The organism is Nocardiopsis coralliicola, from assembly GCF_054779695.1.
The window spans coordinates 18,384-33,522 of the sequence record NZ_BAAGXT010000012.1 but is presented as its reverse complement, the minus strand read 5'-3'; the positions used below and the strand labels follow the sequence as shown (position 1 = coordinate 33,522).

The 15,139-nt window shown below is 71.5% G+C and carries 14 protein-coding genes; 9 read left to right on the top strand and 5 right to left on the bottom strand.

Translation table 11 applies throughout. From position 1 onward, the window contains the following. Nucleotides 1-36 precede the first annotated feature (36 nt). Together ACYVGT_RS11330 and ACYVGT_RS11325 are read left to right on the top strand one after the other, a co-directional pair. Nucleotides 37-1,512 carry an alanine/glycine:cation symporter family protein gene (locus ACYVGT_RS11330; protein WP_460856921.1) on the top strand — a complete coding sequence of 492 codons (1,476 nt, stop codon included), beginning with the start codon at nt 37-39 and terminating at the stop codon, nt 1,510-1,512. A gap of 212 nt (nt 1,513-1,724) precedes the next feature. Further along, complete coding sequence (locus tag ACYVGT_RS11325) at nt 1,725-2,324, top strand: GNAT family N-acetyltransferase (protein ID WP_460856920.1); 600 nt, start codon at nt 1,725-1,727, stop codon at nt 2,322-2,324. 40 nt (nt 2,325-2,364) lie between these two features. Here ACYVGT_RS11325 and ACYVGT_RS11320 read toward each other — a convergent pair whose 3' ends face one another. The 3 genes from ACYVGT_RS11320 to ACYVGT_RS11310 all read right to left on the bottom strand — a co-directional run bounded on the left by ACYVGT_RS11320 (nt 2,365) and on the right by ACYVGT_RS11310 (nt 4,921). Beyond that, nucleotides 2,365-2,598, bottom strand: a complete 234-nt coding sequence (locus ACYVGT_RS11320) for a hypothetical protein (protein ID WP_460856917.1) — start codon at nt 2,596-2,598, stop codon at nt 2,365-2,367. 357 nt (nt 2,599-2,955) lie between these two features. After that, nucleotides 2,956-4,263, bottom strand: coding sequence for a sensor histidine kinase (locus tag ACYVGT_RS11315; protein WP_460856915.1), 1,308 nt, complete (start codon nt 4,261-4,263; stop codon nt 2,956-2,958). Nucleotide 4,264: 1 nt separating this feature from the next. Further along, on the bottom strand, nt 4,265-4,921 hold the full coding sequence (locus ACYVGT_RS11310; RefSeq protein ID WP_460856912.1) for a response regulator transcription factor: 657 nt from the start codon (nt 4,919-4,921) through the stop codon (nt 4,265-4,267). 163 nt (nt 4,922-5,084) lie between these two features. On the opposite strand from ACYVGT_RS11310, the gene ACYVGT_RS11305 reads away from it, so the two are divergent. From ACYVGT_RS11305 to ACYVGT_RS11290, 4 genes are read left to right on the top strand one after another with little or no spacing between them, the layout of a single operon-like run. After that, complete coding sequence (locus ACYVGT_RS11305; protein ID WP_460856910.1) at nt 5,085-5,573, top strand: hypothetical protein; 489 nt, start codon at nt 5,085-5,087, stop codon at nt 5,571-5,573. Next, nucleotides 5,570-6,661, top strand: coding sequence for a peptidoglycan-binding protein (locus ACYVGT_RS11300; RefSeq protein WP_460856907.1), 1,092 nt, complete (start codon nt 5,570-5,572; stop codon nt 6,659-6,661). The genes ACYVGT_RS11305 and ACYVGT_RS11300 overlap by 4 nt, the downstream gene beginning before the upstream one ends. Continuing rightward, nucleotides 6,658-7,365 carry an ABC transporter ATP-binding protein gene (locus ACYVGT_RS11295; RefSeq protein ID WP_460856905.1) on the top strand — a complete coding sequence of 236 codons (708 nt, stop codon included), beginning with the start codon at nt 6,658-6,660 and terminating at the stop codon, nt 7,363-7,365. The genes ACYVGT_RS11300 and ACYVGT_RS11295 overlap by 4 nt, the downstream gene beginning before the upstream one ends. Beyond that, a complete protein-coding gene (locus tag ACYVGT_RS11290; RefSeq protein WP_460856903.1) occupies nt 7,362-8,558 on the top strand; it encodes an ABC transporter permease in 1,197 nt (398 codons plus the stop codon). Before ACYVGT_RS11295 ends, ACYVGT_RS11290 begins: the two co-directional genes overlap by 4 nt. A gap of 424 nt (nt 8,559-8,982) precedes the next feature. On the opposite strand, the gene ACYVGT_RS11285 is transcribed toward ACYVGT_RS11290, so the two are convergent. Beyond that, nucleotides 8,983-9,627, bottom strand: a complete 645-nt coding sequence (locus tag ACYVGT_RS11285; RefSeq protein WP_460856900.1) for an AAA family ATPase — start codon at nt 9,625-9,627, stop codon at nt 8,983-8,985. Next, nucleotides 9,624-9,968 carry a TFIIB-type zinc ribbon-containing protein gene (locus ACYVGT_RS11280; RefSeq protein WP_460856896.1) on the bottom strand — a complete coding sequence of 115 codons (345 nt, stop codon included), beginning with the start codon at nt 9,966-9,968 and terminating at the stop codon, nt 9,624-9,626. The genes ACYVGT_RS11285 and ACYVGT_RS11280 overlap by 4 nt, the downstream gene beginning before the upstream one ends. A gap of 143 nt (nt 9,969-10,111) precedes the next feature. Here ACYVGT_RS11280 and ACYVGT_RS11275 point away from each other — a divergent pair, with 143 nt between their 5' ends. The 3 genes from ACYVGT_RS11275 to ACYVGT_RS11265 all read left to right on the top strand — a co-directional run bounded on the left by ACYVGT_RS11275 (nt 10,112) and on the right by ACYVGT_RS11265 (nt 15,106). After that, nucleotides 10,112-11,755: a serine/threonine-protein kinase gene (locus ACYVGT_RS11275; RefSeq protein WP_460856894.1), complete on the top strand. Its 1,644-nt coding sequence runs from the start codon at nt 10,112-10,114 to the stop codon at nt 11,753-11,755. Nucleotides 11,756-12,167: 412 nt separating this feature from the next. Continuing rightward, nucleotides 12,168-13,976 carry a hypothetical protein gene (locus ACYVGT_RS11270; RefSeq protein ID WP_460856892.1) on the top strand — a complete coding sequence of 603 codons (1,809 nt, stop codon included), beginning with the start codon at nt 12,168-12,170 and terminating at the stop codon, nt 13,974-13,976. Nucleotides 13,977-14,278: 302 nt separating this feature from the next. Further along, nucleotides 14,279-15,106 carry a hypothetical protein gene (locus ACYVGT_RS11265; protein WP_460856890.1) on the top strand — a complete coding sequence of 276 codons (828 nt, stop codon included), beginning with the start codon at nt 14,279-14,281 and terminating at the stop codon, nt 15,104-15,106. Nucleotides 15,107-15,139: the final 33 nt, after the last annotated feature.

Genomic DNA, 15,139 nt, shown 5'->3' with positions numbered 1-15,139 from the left:
CCCGACCGACCCCCGACGGCCAAAGGACACCCACTCGTGGAAAGCCTCAACGAGTCGATCGTCGCGTTCACCGACGGCTTCTGGCTCTTTCTGCTCATCCCCCTGCTCGTGCTGATCAGCCTCTACTTCACCGTCCGCCTCGGGCTGGTGCAGATCCTCCGCATCCCGGAGATGTTCCGCCAGTTCAAAGGCTCCGACGAAGTAGCGGAGGACGGCAAGCGCCCCGTCTCGCCGTTCGGCGCGTTCTCGATCTCCGCGGCGGCGCGCATCGGTACCGGCAACGTGGTCGGCGTGGCCGGTGCGATCGCCATCGGCGGGCCCGGTGCCGTGTTCTGGATGTGGATCATGGCCCTGCTCGTGGGGGCCGCGAGCTTCGTCGAGTCGACGCTGGCCCAGCTGTACAAGGTGCGCAACGCCAAGGGCTTCCACGGCGGTCCGGCCTACTACATGGAGCGCGGCCTGAACGCCCGCTGGGCCGGCGTCATCTTCGCGATCCTGATCACGGTCACCTTCGGGTTCGTCTTCAACGCGGTGCAGTCCAACACCATCTCCGGGGCGGTGCAGACCTCGGTGACCGCGGTTTCCGGCGGCGTTCCCGGCTGGCTGCCCGTTGTCATCGGTGCGGGCCTCGTCGCCCTCACCGCCTGGATCGTGATCGGCGGGGCGCGCCGCATCGCGCACGTCGCCCAGCTGCTGGTGCCGTTCATGGCGCTGGCATACCTGCTGCTCGGCATCGCCGTGGTGGCGCTCAACGCCGAGCAGATCGTGCCGGTGCTGTCGCTCATCGTCACGGACGCCTTCGGCATCACCCAGGTCACCGGCGCCGCGCTGGGCACCGTCATCGTGCAGGGCGTGCGCCGCGGCATGTTCTCCAACGAGGCCGGCCTCGGCTCGGCGCCCAACGCGGCAGCGACCGCGGCGGTCAGCCACCCGGCCAAGCAGGGCCTGCTGCAGACGCTCGGCGTCTACATCGACACCCTGATCGTCTGCTCCATCACCGCGTTCATCATCCTGGTCTCCGACCCGGTCTACGGCGAGCAGCGCGGCCCGCTCCTCACCCAGGAGGCCCTGCAGAGCAGTCTCGGCGCGTGGTCGCTGCACGCCCTGACCGTCATCCTCCTGCTGCTGGCGTTCACCTCGGTGCTGGGGAACTACTACTACGGCGAGGCCAACGTGCGGTTCCTCAGCCGCAACCCGGCGGTCTTCCGCGGGTTCCAGGGCGTCTTCCTCGCCGCGACGTTCCTCGGCGCCATCGGCTCGGTGGACATTGTGTGGAGCCTCGCCGATACCACGATGGGCTTCATGGCGCTGGTGAACCTGCTCGCGCTGGTGCCGCTCGGCGGGATCGCGGCGCTGCTGCTCAAGGACTACATGATGCAGCGCTCCCAGGGGCTGGACCCGGTGTTCACCCGGGACCGCATCCCCGGGCTGCGCAACGTCGAGTGCTGGGAGCCCGCCGGTGGGCAGCCCGCAGCGGCGGCGACTGGCGCGGGGCCCGACGGCAGGGACTGAGCCCCTGTCCGGCCGCGTGGAGACCTCTGCAGAGAGCTGACGGCCCCGGTTGCCCAGTGTGGCGGCCGGGGCCGCTTGCTGACCAGGAGTAATCCTGACAAAAGCCTGATCATGTCCAGTACCGGTGCATAGCGGACGCGAAGGCGTGTCCTCGGGCGGCCGACTCGCTAGTGTGCTACCTCACATCGCCGCGCCGCGCCGAGGGGGACTTGATGCCCATCGTCTCGATCGAGCCCGCAACGCCTGACCGATGGAACGACCTGGAGCGCATGTTCGGCCCCACGGGGGCCTACGGCCACTGCTGGTGCGCCTTCTTCCGGCGGCGCGCCAAGGATTTCAGCGCCAGCACCGCCTGTCCGCCGCCGGAGCGCGGCACCGACAACCGGGAGGCGCTGCGCAGGATCACGCTGGACGGCCGGGTGCCGGGGCTCATCGCCTATGAGGAGCAGGAGCCCTGCGGCTGGGTGGCAGTCGGACCGCGCACCGAGTTCGTCCGGCTGACCCGCTCCCGCGGGCTGCGCCCGGTCGACCCCGACGAGCCGGATGTCTGGTCGGTGGTCTGCTTCTGGCTGCCGCCGCGGCGCCGCCGGCACGGGGTCGGAACCCGGCTGCTCGACGCGGCGGTCGAGTACGCGCGGGCCCAGGGCGGCCGCGTGCTTGAGGCGTACCCGGTGGACACCGCGGGCGGCCGCGCGCCCAGTGCCGAGGTCTATACCGGGACCGTGCGGATGTTCCGGAAGGCCGGCTTCAGCTGCGCTCCGCACCCGGTGAGCGAGCGGCCGATAGCCCGGCTGCGGCTCAAGGAGGCGTGAGCCGCAGCCGGGCCCGCTCAGCGGGGGATCAGTGGCGAGGTCAGCGGGTCGACACGCCCACGGTCTGCTGCTCCGCCGAGACGTCGTGGTCCACGGTGTGGCCCAGGGCGAACCCGGCCGGAGCGTAGGCGGCGCCGAAGGCCTCGGAGTACTCGGAGGAGAATTCGGCGTCGTTCACGAACACGTCGGTGTCCGCGGCGGCGGTCCCGGAAAGGGCGAAGCAGGCGGGAATGGCGATCGCGGAGCCGATGAGCACGCGCTTGATGTGGTTCATGTCCATCCTCTGCATTTGCTGGTCTGAGGGAGATGTCCGCCGTGGCCGCGAATCCCGATCCGCAGATCCGGTCCGCGCCCCCGATGGCTCGTGTGCGGGCCCTGCACGGTCACAGATGTCGCCGTCCTGCGCCGATGCGAACCCATGAAGGTCGAGTGATCCAGATCACGTGCAATGCATTCATGGTCGAACCGGGAAATAACGGAGGCGCGCCGGGCTGCGCGTAGCGGCGTATTCCCGGGCAAGGGACCGCGTTCTTCCGAGGGGGAGAACGCGCGCCCCCCCACTTCCCGTCCGTGTTTTACCGGAGTTCTTCCCGGTCCATTTCCTTCCGGCGGCCCGCGGAATTCCGGCCGGTCAGCGCTGCAGCGGAGCGGCCGCGGAGGTTCCGGCGCCGGCGCCTGCTCCGGCGGCCTGCGCCGGCGCTCCGGCGCTCAGCGGCAGGCGCACCGCCACCGCGAGTCCGCCGCCGTCCCGCGGAGCCGCCGACGCACTCCCGCCGTGGGCGGCGGCGATGGAGGCGACGATGGACAGCCCCAGACCGCTGCCGCCCTCCGCCCCGGGCTCCCGGGACCGCGTCCCGCGCCGGAAGGGCTCGAAGAGCCGCTCGGCCTCGTCCACGGCGGGCCCGGTGTTGTCCACCCGGACCACCGCTGAGCCGTCCTCGGCCGCGACGCTGATCCCGATCCGGCCGCCCGCGGTGTTGTACCGCACCGCGTTCTCCACCAGGTTGCGCACCAGATGGTCCACCAGCACCCGGTCCCCGTCGACCACCGCGCTGCCGAGCTCCTCAGTGAGCACCAGACCGCGCTCGGCGGCCGCCACGCGGTGCGCCGCGGCGATGCGGCGGGCGGAGTCGGCCAGGTCCACCGGAGCGGTCGTCTCCAGCCCGCGGTCCGAGCGGGCCAGCAGCAGCAGTCCGGCGACCAGCCGCTCGCTCTCCTCGGCCGACTCCAGCACCCGGCGGAGGTTGGGCTCCAGCTCGGCCGGAACCCGGCCCTGCGCCAGCGGGATCTCCACGGCTGCCCGCTGCACCGCCAGCGGCGTACGCAGCTCGTGCGAGGCGTTGGCGACGAACCGGCGCTGGCTCTCGAAGGCGTGCTGCAGCCGCGCCAGCATGCCGTCGAAGGTGTCGCCGAGCTCGCGGAACTCGTCGGCCGGTCCGGTCAGCGCCAGACGGCGGTCCAGGTCGTGCTCAGAGAGGCGGCGCGCCGTGTCGGTCACCCGGTGCAGCCGGCGCAGTACCCGCCCGGCCACCAGCCAGCCCGCGAACGCGGCCAGCACGGTCACCGCGACGAGCCCGGCCCCGGAGCGGACCAGCAGGTCGCGCAGGACCGCCGCGCGGTAGTCGTCCACGGACGAGGCGAGCTGCAGGGCGACCCCCTCATCTGCCCCCGGGGACTGGTCCGTCCGGGCGAAGTCCCTCGTCTCCTGCGGTGCGGTGGGTCCCGAGACGCCCGCGTCGGGCGGCGCACCGGTGTCGTCGAGCGGAGTTGCCGTGATCACCGCGCTGTGGTCGACCAGGCCGGCCGAGACGATCGCGTAGTTGAGTCCCAGCAGCAGCACCCCCGCGGCGAGGAAGACCCCCGCATACACCAGGGCGAGCCGGGTCCGGACGGTCAGCGCGGCGCCGCTCAGCAGGGCGCGGAAGCGGGGGGCGGGCATGTCAGATCCGGTACCCGTGCCCGATCACGGTGGTGATCATCGGCGGGTCGCCGAGTTTGCGGCGGAGCCCGTGCACGACCACCTTCAGCACCCCGCTCGCCATGTCCAGGTTGGCGTCCCACACCTTCTCGGTGAGCTGCACCGGCGAGACGGGGGCCCCGTCGGCCAGCAGCAGCTCCTCCAGAACACCGAGCTCCTTGGGGCTGAGGTCGAGCGGCTGCCCGTCCCGCGCCGCGGTGCGCCGGTGCGGGTCGAGCTCCAGGCCGGCCCGGCGCAGGACCGGCGGCGGCGCCGGCCGGGACCGGCGCGCCAGTGCGCGCACCCGCGCGACCAGCTCCGGGTAGGCGAACGGCTTGGGGAGGTAGTCGTCGGCGCCCAGGCCGAACCCCTCGACGCGGTCCTCCACCGCGCCGGACGCGGTGAGCATCAGAATGCGCGCCTCGACCGCCGGGTCGGCGTTCAGCAGTGCGCACACCTCGTCGCCGTGCCGGCGCGGCAGATCGCGGTCGAGCACGACGACGTCGTAGCCGTGCACCATCGCCATCTCCAGGCCGGTGTCGCCGTCGTAGGCGACGTCCACCGCCATCCCCTCGCCGCGCAGCCCGTCGGCCAGCATGTCCGCCAGCGCCGCGGTGTCCTCCACGATCAGGATCCTCACCCGAGCGTCCCCAGTCCTCTCGACATCCCTGCGTTTCTACTCCCCCCGGGTTAGCCCGCGGTTAAGTCGGTCCGCGGTCGCGCGGTAACCGCGGGCTAACCCCGCTGCCGGTGGCATGGCGGAGCCCGGCCGGGCGGCCGGGGCGCGACGAGGAGGAGGCGCGATGAACGCGACGACGGGTGCGGCACTCCGCAGGGGCGCCGGAGTGCTGCTGGCCCTCGGGCTGCTCTCCGGGTGCGGTGCCGGCGGCGGTGCAGACCAGGCTGGCGGCGGGGCGACCGAGGAGGAGCGCATCGAAGCGGCCCAGCTGGAGTTCTCCCAGTGCATGCGGGACAACGGCGTCGATATGGCCGACCCCGGCAAGGAGGAGACGGCCGAACTGCAACTGGACGACACCACCGAGAAGGCAATGGAGGTGTGCGAGAAGGAGGTCCCGATGGACGAGTTCGCCCCCTCCGAGGAGGAGGCCGCCGAGATGCACGAGCGCGATCTGGAACTGGCGGACTGCCTGCGCGGGGAGGGGATCGATGTCGAGGACCCGAAGAAGGACGAGGGCCTGACGCTGCCCGCCGATGCCGACGGCATCGAGGAGGCCATGGAGGAGTGCGGGGGCCAGAGCATGGGACGCACCGGTGCCGGAGGCGGGCAGTGAGGAGCCTCCTGCAGCGTGTCCGCCGGCCCGGCCGCCGCACGGCGGCCGTGCTGGCCGGCGCGGCACTTCTCGCCGCGGGCGGCGCGGTCGCCCTCGCCGACCGGGCCGGATCCGGTGCCGGGGAGGAGTCCGCCGCCGGTACCGGGGCGAGCGCGGAGGTCGCGCGCACCACCCTCAGCGAACACGCCACCCTGGACGGGACCTTCGGCCACCGCGGCGCCGGCGACGTGCTCGCCGGCGGCGACGGGGTGGTGACCGAGCTGCCGAAGACGGGCAGCACGGTCGACCCCGGCGAGGTCCTCTACGAGGTGGACGACCGCCCCGTGGTGCTGCTCCGCGGAGACACGCCCGCGCACCGCGCGCTCGCCCCCGGGGACCGGGGCGAGGACGTGCGCCGCTTCGAGCAGGCCCTGGCCGAGCTCGGCTACACCGGCTTCACCCCCGACCAGCACTACACCTGGGCGACTGCGGCTGCCGTCGAGCGCTGGCAGCGCGACACCGGCGCCGAACCCACCGGAGAGGCCGACCCGGCCGGGATCTGGTTCGCCCCCGGTCCGCTGCTGGTCTCCGGGCGCGAAGCGCAGAAGGGGCAGCGGCTCGGCGGGTCGGAACCGGTGCTGGAGGCCGCGGCCACCGACCCGGTCGTGCGGGCGGAGGTCGACGTGGCCGACCGCGGACTCGTGGAGGTCGGCGGCGAGGTCGAACTGGTGCTCCCGGACGGCGAGCGCGTCGCCGGAAGCGTCACCGCGGTCGGCACCGTCGCCGAGCAGCCGGACGGCGGCGAGGGCGAGGGCGGCGATTCCGATCCGGTGCTGCCGGTCGAGGTGGAGCCGGAGGAGGACCTCGGCGAGGCGTTCGTGGACCAGGCGCCGGTGGACGTGGAGGTCCGCACGGACACCCGGGAGGACGTACTCGCGGTGCCGGTCGGTGCGCTGATCGCGCTGCCCGGCGGCGGCTACGGGGTCTCGGTGCTGGGCCCCGGCGGCGAGGTGGCCGACGTCGCGGTGGAGACCGGCATGTTCGCCGGCGGACTGGTGGAGATCGAGGGAGACGTGGAAGAAGGAGCAGATGTGGTGGTGCCGGAGTGAGCGGCGCGGCGGAGGTGCCTGCGGCCGAACTGGAAGGGGCCGCCCGGCACTACCCCGGCGGTGTGCGGGCGCTGGACGGGGTGGATCTGCGGATCGGCCGCGGCGAGCTGCTCGCCATCGTCGGCCCCTCGGGCTCGGGCAAGTCCACCCTGCTCCACCTGCTCGGCATGCTCGACGTGCCGACCGCGGGCACCGTGCGGGTGGACGGCCACGACGCGGGTGCGCTGGGCGACGACGCGAGGTCGGCCCTGCGCGCCCGGTCGCTGGGCTTCGTCTTCCAGCAGTTCCACCTGGACCCCGGCGCCAGCGCCCGGGACAACGTGGCTGACGGGCTGCTCTATGCCGGAGTGCCGGCGCGCATCCGGCGCCGGCGCGCGGCAGAGGCGCTGGACCGGGTGGGTCTCGGTGACCGCCTCACCCACCGGCCCGGCGCGCTCTCCGGCGGCCAGCGGCAGCGGGTGGCCGTGGCGCGGGCGCTGGTGGGCGAGCCGGCGCTGCTCCTCGCCGACGAGCCCACCGGAGCGCTGGACACCGCCAGCGGGGCCGCGGTGGTGGAGCTGCTGCGCGAACTCAACGCGGCGGGCACCGCGGTGGTCGTCATCACCCACGACACCGAGCTCGCGGCCGCGCTGCCCCGCCGGGTGCGGGTGCGCGACGGCGTGGTCACCGCGGACGAGCGCTCCCCCGGGGAGGTGCGCGGATGAGCCCTCCGCCCCGCCCGTCCGGGCTGGCGCCGCGCGATCTGGCGGGCACCGCGCTGGCGGGACTCCGCGCCCGGCCGCTGCGGGTGGTGCTCTCCGCGCTCGGCATCGCGATCGGGATCGCGGCGATGGTCGCCGTCGTCGGGATCTCCGCCTCGGGCCGCGCGGGTCTGGAGGAGCGCCTGGAGCGGCTGGGCACCAACCTGGTCACCGCCGAACCGGGCGAGACGCTCTTCGGCGAGGAGGCGCGGCTGCCGCCCGAGGCGGCCGACCGCGCCGCCAGGATCCCGGGGGTCCTGGATGTCGGCCAGACGGGGGAGGTGAAGGACGCGTCGGTCTACCGCTCCGACCTGATCCCCGAGGAGGAGTCCGGGGGCCTCACCGTCTACGCCGCCGGCACCGGCCTGTCCGACGTGCTGCGCGCCCGCACCAGTGCGGGGGCGTGGCTCAACAGCGGGACCGCGCAGTACCCCGCGACCGTCCTCGGCGCCACTGCGGCGGAACGGCTCGGCATCACCCGGGTCACCCCCCAGACGCGCGTGCTGATCGGGGGCGAGTACTTCAGCGTGGTGGGCATCCTCGACCGGGTGGAACTGGCCCCGGAGCTGGACACCGCGGCCCTGGTCGGGTGGGAGGCGGCAGAGCGGGAGCTGGGCTTCTCCGGCCACCCCACCCGGGTCTACCTGCGGGCCGACCCCGAGCGGCTGCAGTCCGTCCGGGAGGTGCTCCCGGGGACCGCCCACCCCGAGCAGCCGCGCGACGTGGCGGTATCCCGGCCCTCCGACGCGCTCGCCGCGCAGCAGGAGGCCGACCGGACGCTCTCCGGGCTGCTGCTGGGCCTGGGCGGAGTGGCGCTCCTGGTGGGCGGGGTCGGGGTCGCCAACACCATGGTGATCTCCGTCCTCGAGCGGAGGGGCGAGATCGGGCTGCGCCGCGCCCTCGGTGCCACGCGGCAGCAGATCCGGGCGCAGTTCCTCGTCGAGGCGGTGGCGCTGTCCGCCCTGGGCGGCGCGGCCGGCACCCTCCTGGGAGCCGCCGTCACGGCCGGATACGCGCTGGCCCAGGGCTGGACGGTTGCCGTGCCCCCGTGGGCGCTGGCCGGCGGGGTCGCCGCCACCGTGCTGATCGGTGCGCTGGCCGGGCTGCTGCCCGCAGTCCGCGCGGCCCGGCTCCCGCCGACCGAAGCCCTCGGCTGACCCGGCACGGCCCTTCCCCCTCTCCGACGGGGGAGGGGCCGTGCCGCGGGGGCCGCTCCCCGCCGCCCATGGCCCCGCGAGGGGCGGGACAGCCCGGCAGGAGACGGACCGGGGCGGTGTGAGCGGAACCGGCCGCTCGCGCGGGCGGAGCGCATCCGGGCGTCCCGGGATATCCGGGAGGCGCAGCACGGCACGCGGCGCAGCGGCGGTCCGACGGGGGAGCCGCGGGTACGCCCTGCGCCTCTGCGCGTCCGGCGCGGTACCGGCCGTGGCCGCTGCGGCGGCTCTGGGGGCCGGCTGCCCCATCGGCCCGATGCCCGGCGATGGCGGTGCCGGCGTTCCGCCGGCGGCACGGAAGCGGTGCACGGCGGCGGCGTGCAGGGCGGGGCCAGGGGCGCAGAGCCGGCTCCGAGCGGCCTGCAGGTCAGGCGGCGCCGGCCGGTTCGCCGGCTGCGGCGGTCCGCTCCACCCAGGAGCGGACGGCCTCCGCGGTTTCCGCGGGGGCGGCCGAGGTGGTGTCGAGGAGGGTGACCGGCGGATCCAGTTCCGCGGCGCACTCGTCCAGCCAGGCGGCGTAGTCCAGCATCTCGGCGATGCGCGCCTCGTCCCACTGCCGCCATTCCGGGCGGGCGCGCAGCCGCGGTGCGAGGACCTCCGGGTCGCAGCGCAGGGCCAGGTAGTGGATCGAGGAGAAGAGGGCGCGCTCGGGCAGCGGCTCGAACTCGGGCGGCACCACGGTGCCGCAGAGCACCACCGGACGGCCGCTCTGCTGGATCATCGCGGCGGTGCGCAGCCACGTCGAGCGGAACGCCCGCTGGTCTCCCGAGGGATCGCGGAGCGCGCCGACCCACAGCACGTCCTGTTCCAGCACGACGAACCGGTCGGACAGCGCCTCCAGCAGCACCCGGCCCACGGTGGACTTGCCGGTGCCGCTGGGCCCGGTGACGCAATAGAGCGGAGCCCGCCGGTACGGGCGGTCGCGGCCGCAGTGGCGGCAGTGCAGACCGACCGGCACGCGGACGGGCTCCGGGTCGTACTCACCGCACGACCCGCAGATCAGCGGGTTCAATCGAAGAGGTTCTCCAGGAAGCTCTTCTTGCGGCGGCGCTGGCCGTAGGGCCGGGGCGAGTCGGAGTAGCCGTGGCCGCCGTAGGGGCGCGGCGAGTCCGAGTACCCGCCGCGGTAGCCCCGCGGCGAGTCGGCGTAGCCGTGGCCGCCGTGCGGGGCAGCGTGCGGGCCACCCGGGGCGTACGGCGGTGCGCCGCCCCCGTAGTGGCGCTTTTCGGCGGCGATGATCTGCTCAAGCTCACCGCGATCGAGGAAGATCCCCTGGCAGCCCTGGCACTGCTCGAGGTGAATCCCCTGGCGCTGGACTGTCTGCAGGAATCCTTGGCATTTCGGGCATGTCACGAGCGCCAGCGTAGAGCAGGCCGTGTAGGGAATCGGTAAGCGGCGGCCGCCGTCGTCTATCCACGCGTTGGTGGGGATTTAGACTCGCCTTGGTAACGCTCCGATCGCGTCCCATCCCCCGCCGACCCGAGGAATCCCCACCAATGAGTACAGAGCACATCGGTCCCGGACACCTCCTGTCCGGGCGCTACCGCCTCACCGAGCTCATCGGTGCCGGTGGAATGGGCCGCGTCTGGAAGGGGCAGGACGAACTCCTCGACCGTCCGGTGGCGGTCAAGGAGCTCCTCATCTCACCGCAGCTGCCGGAGCAGGAAGTGGAGGTCCTCCGCACCCGCATGCTGCGGGAGGCCCGCAGCGCGGCGCGGCTCGGCCACCCGTCCATCATCACCGTCTACGACGTGGTGGAGAGCGACGACCGGCCGTGGATCGTGATGGAGCTCGTCAACGGGCGCTCGCTCGGCGACGTCATCAAGGAGGACGGGCCGCTCGCGCCGGCGCGGGCCGCCAAGATCGGCGTGCAGATGGCGACGGCCCTCTCGATCGCGCACGGCAAGGGGATCGTGCACCGCGACATCAAGCCGGGCAACGTCCTCATCGCCGCCGGCGACCGGGCGGTCCTCACCGACTTCGGCATCGCGCGGCTGGAGGGCACCAGCAACCTCACCCGGACCGGCCTCCTCGTCGGCTCCCCCGGCTACCTCGCGCCCGAGCAGGCGCACGGCCGGCCGGTCACCCCGGCGGCCGACGTGTGGTCGCTCGGCGTCACCCTGTACCAGGCGGTGGAAGGCGCGGTGCCGTTCAGCAGGGAGAGCGCGGTCGCCACGCTGACCGCGATCGTCAGCGAGGACGTGCCGCCCCCCGCATCGGCCGGAGCGCTCACCGAGCCGCTGCAGGCGCTGCTGACCAAGGACCCGCAGGCCCGCCCGGACATCGCCGAGGCGCACCGCCTGCTGCGGGAGGCGTCGGCCCAGGCAGAAGCGGCGCAGGCGCGCGCCGACCGCGACGCGATGCAGAAGGGCGCAGCCACCGCGGTCGCCGCGGCCGGCGGAGCGGATGGCGGTGCGGGCGGCGGGCGCCCGATCTACCAGCCGCCGGGACCGGCAGCGGCCGCCGAGGCGCCCCGCTCCGGCCGCGGAAAGGCGGCCCTGCTGGTGCTCGCGGGATGCCTGGCGCTGGTACTGGCCGTCGGCCTCGCCTTCTGGTTCGGCGCGAACGGCGGCACGGGCGACGAGGCCGGCCCGGCGGCTGGCGGCGAGAGCGCCGCGTCCTCGCCGCCCGCCGACGAGGAGGACGCCTCCGGCGGCGGAGCCGGCGACGAGTCCGACGACGCCCCGGAGGACGAGGAGACCGAGCCCGCCGAACCGGTCGAGCGCTACGAGGACCCCACCGGCTTCTCCGCGGAGCTCCCGGAGGGCTGGGAGTACGACCGCCAGGAGGGCACCAGCGTCTTCTTCGACCTCCCGGGCGGCGGCTACCTGCAGATCGACCAGACCGACTCCCCGGGCGACGACGCGCTGCGCGACTGGGAGCAGCAGGAAGGCGCGATCTCGCAGAACTTCTCCGGCTACAGCAAGAAGGACATCTCCGCGGTCGACGCCGACTGGGCCGACTCCTACGTCAGCGCCGCCGACTGGGAGTTCACCTTCGACGACCGCCACGCCGTCAACCGCGCCTTCCACACCGAAGACAAGGGCTACGCCCTCTTCCTCGTCTCCCCCGAAGACACCTGGGACGCCAACCGCGCCCACCTGGACACCATCGCAGAATCCTTCGAACCGGCGTCCTGACGCTCCGCCGGAGCTGCGGCTCCGCGAGCCAGGCAGGAGTGCGTGGCCCTGCGCCCGCAACCAGTCGGCACAGCAGGGTGCTGCCGCGGCAGGGTGATGTCCCGCCACTCGTCGATGGCGCACGGCGACACTTCTCAATTCTGCCCCCGGTTGGCACTATTGGGAAACCGATTGTGAGATCCAGCCGAATCGCCCCTTCGCTCGGAAGTGCGTTTCGGATTTCTGATCGGAATGGTCTCTCCCTTGATTGCGGGTGCCTGGATTGCATTTCGATGAAATTGACTTGGAGCGGATGGGGATCAGTCTGGTTGGTCCAGAGTGCCGGAATGAATGGTCTGGATTAACGCTTGAGCAGCGCAATCAAGCGGTAGATGCCGTGCAATCCATAGTGCACAACAGGGATTCGCACGGGGTGATCAGGTTCCGCAAGGGTCGCTGGTACGAGCTAAGACGGGTAGCAGGGGATGCCTTCCGGTATCAGCAGGTCCCGGAGAATCCCGGGCTCTACGTAGTTGCCGCTGTGCGGGCGGATAGCCGGGTCGACGTTTTCGGGATAGCCCGGTCTGCGGAAGTGATCCAAAATTCATCCAGGGTCCCGAGTGTACGGACAAGGATTGCAAGGAACCCCGTGGCGTGGGGGCTTCCTCCTGATACTCCAGCCCGGTTGATCAGCAAGAGGCTGTTCTGGTCGGACAGCGGCGAGGAGAGCGATTTTCCCTATTCCCAGCTGGAACGCCCGCATGAGGTGCTTCCGTCCGAAAGGGAGCGCATCGAAAGGGAAATCGAGCTGGGGAAGGAGGGGGAGGAGCATGTCCAGGAGTTGAGGGATGCCATCGATTGCGCTTCGCTACTGGCCGGATTCCTGCCGAAGAGTGAAGTCCGGGAAATCTATATGAAGTTGGAGGCTATTGTAGAGAGCACCTATGGGCGGTATTCAGGCACTGTTGCCAATGATCGTTTCCTTGAATTAGAAGCCGACTTCTTCGTTGACCGGGAAGTGGTATCGCGTTGGATTGTCGGCCTTCCGAAGCCGACTGGGGGGTGGCGGTGCTACAGCGGGAACATAGAAGGCTGGTTTGACCGGACTGAAACCTGGAAGAGGATCAGGAAGCGGTCAGGGCGCAGGGGTAGGGAATTATCCAGGCGTCGAAGTGAAATCCTAGGCGCCAAGGAGAGAATCGGTTCGAGTGGCGCGTCGCGCCTGCTGGAGAGAGTGAAGTCGCTTTTCTCCAAGTTCTTTCCAGGGAACGGTTCTGGACAGGAACTGGGCGTAGACGAGGCCTCGCTGATTTCGGCCCTGGGCGACCTCGGCTATGGCCCCAGATCTCCATTTCGGCCGAGTTTCTATCGCTGGGTACTCATCCCGCAACTAAAGAACCTTGGGTCCATCTCTTACGAAGACAAAGGGAAGTATGCCAACCTTCCCGACTACATGGTGGACCGTAGGATTATCCCTCCCGTTTCATTGCGCAGGCGAATCCGGATCCCCGCTGGGATGATCCGAATAAGGCGAGTCAGGAATTTTGCCGTGGTCTCGGTCCAATTGAACGAACGGATTCATGGAGACTCCTTTTCGCGGGACTCCCGACACTACCGGTCGATCGTCCTTGGAATTAGTCCAGCTGGCTCTCACGGTGACAATGCTCGGCTTCCGGGAAAGTATCTGGACCAAGTGGAGAAAATTCTTCTGGACGATGCCCGACGGCAGAATATCTCGACAACCGAGATTCTCCATCCTGAGAACTGTCCATTTGTAATCAATCATTCCGTTGACCCTGAAACCGGAATTGCTTGGGATCGGAGTTCTAGGGAGCTGAAAGAAGAAACGATTACGGAAATAGAATTGGAGGCGTTTCGAGCGGGTAGAATCCAGATGGACTCGGGGGGCGCCCCGGAACTGAGTGATGTCGCGGAGTGGGTGGACCGTGTCTCGGAGGTGAGGCTTCGCATGGAGGGGCGAGATAACCATGCCTCCCCTGAAATCCCGGGAGTGGAATCTGCCCTTCCGCGAGGTGGGGCTGAGGCGCCCGGGCTGGAGGCCGCTGCGGAGCCGGCTGCCGCGTCAGGGGGCGTGGCGGGTCTCGGTTCGGCCATGCCGGTCGGTGAAGCAGTGGAGCGGCGCTCCGGCGCTGAGGCGGGTAAACGGGCCGGCGGTGCGGACGTGCCCCGTCGGCCGTCGCTCGGCGAACAGCGCGGCACAGATTTCAGAGGCCGGGGATGACAGACGGTGGCGTTGCCCCGCCGTCCGCGGTGATCTGGAGAAGACGCCTCCGTGGCCTGTTCCGTGAGGGAAGAGAACCCGAAAGTGGCGCCCTGGCGGCCTGCGCGGGAATGGAAAAAATGGGCGCAGGTGAAGCGCTGCGGGAGCGTATGTTGTGATCGCTCAACCGGGGGTGGCGGCGGGCGACAATGTAGAATGAAATCGCGGGGAATCGCGGGTAACGGAATCCGCCATCGGGCGGTGCGGCAAATAGCCTTCCAGGAAAGTTCGAATTCTGGGAGTCGAGAGCCGTGGTGGATGATATGCAGGCCGCCGATGACGCGATTGCGCGAATGGACCTTTACCAAGAGGACATCGTATTCGGGGCGCGCGGACGCGCGCGCGATGGTCTGGGGTGGTCGGCCCTGGCGCTGGTCGGTGCGGCGGGGTCCGCGTGGCTCGCCGTCGGCGGGAGCGGGGTGTGGCAGGCCGCGGGCCTGGGGGCGGCCTCGCTCGCGGGGGCTGCGGCTACGGGGCTTCTGGCACGAGCGCTGCAAGGAGTGTCGGAAGCACGGTCGGCACAGGCCATGCGCGCGTACCTGGAGGAGTTCCGGGAGCGGAAGCCGGTGGCTCCGGAGAGTTTTGCCCGAAGCCTCAGAGAGTACGAGGTGGCGTACACGGCTTCGCGCACTTCGCGGGCCGAGGCACGCACGCACGCCGCCGTCTCCGGCGCCTTCGGCCTGGCCGCGCTCGCAGCGGTGGCCGGGGCAGCCCTGGGCGTCGGAGGGCCGATCGGGCTCGTCATTCTCGGGGCGGGCGCACTGTACTCGGCGTTCCGATCCTTCGAGGCCGCCCGCGACATGCGCAGCGAACGCGCCGAGGCACGCGCCTCCGCCAACGCGGAGCGGTTCCTGCGCCGAGAGGCGGAGCTGTTCGGGCGGGGCGCCACACCGAGCCCGGCCGCCCCGAAGGAGCCGGCTGCGCGCGGCGCAGCGCTGCCTGCCTCGGCAGCGGCCGGCCGGCAGCCGGATTCGGCGCGGACCGCCGCCGACGGAATCGCCGGGCGGCGGAGGACCGGGTCCCGGCGGGTCTCCCGAACCGGGGGATCCCTCAGCTGGTTGCGCGGCCGAGGCGGCCGGATTCAGCGGTGATCCAGCGCGCCGTGCATGTATGGGAGCCGCTGC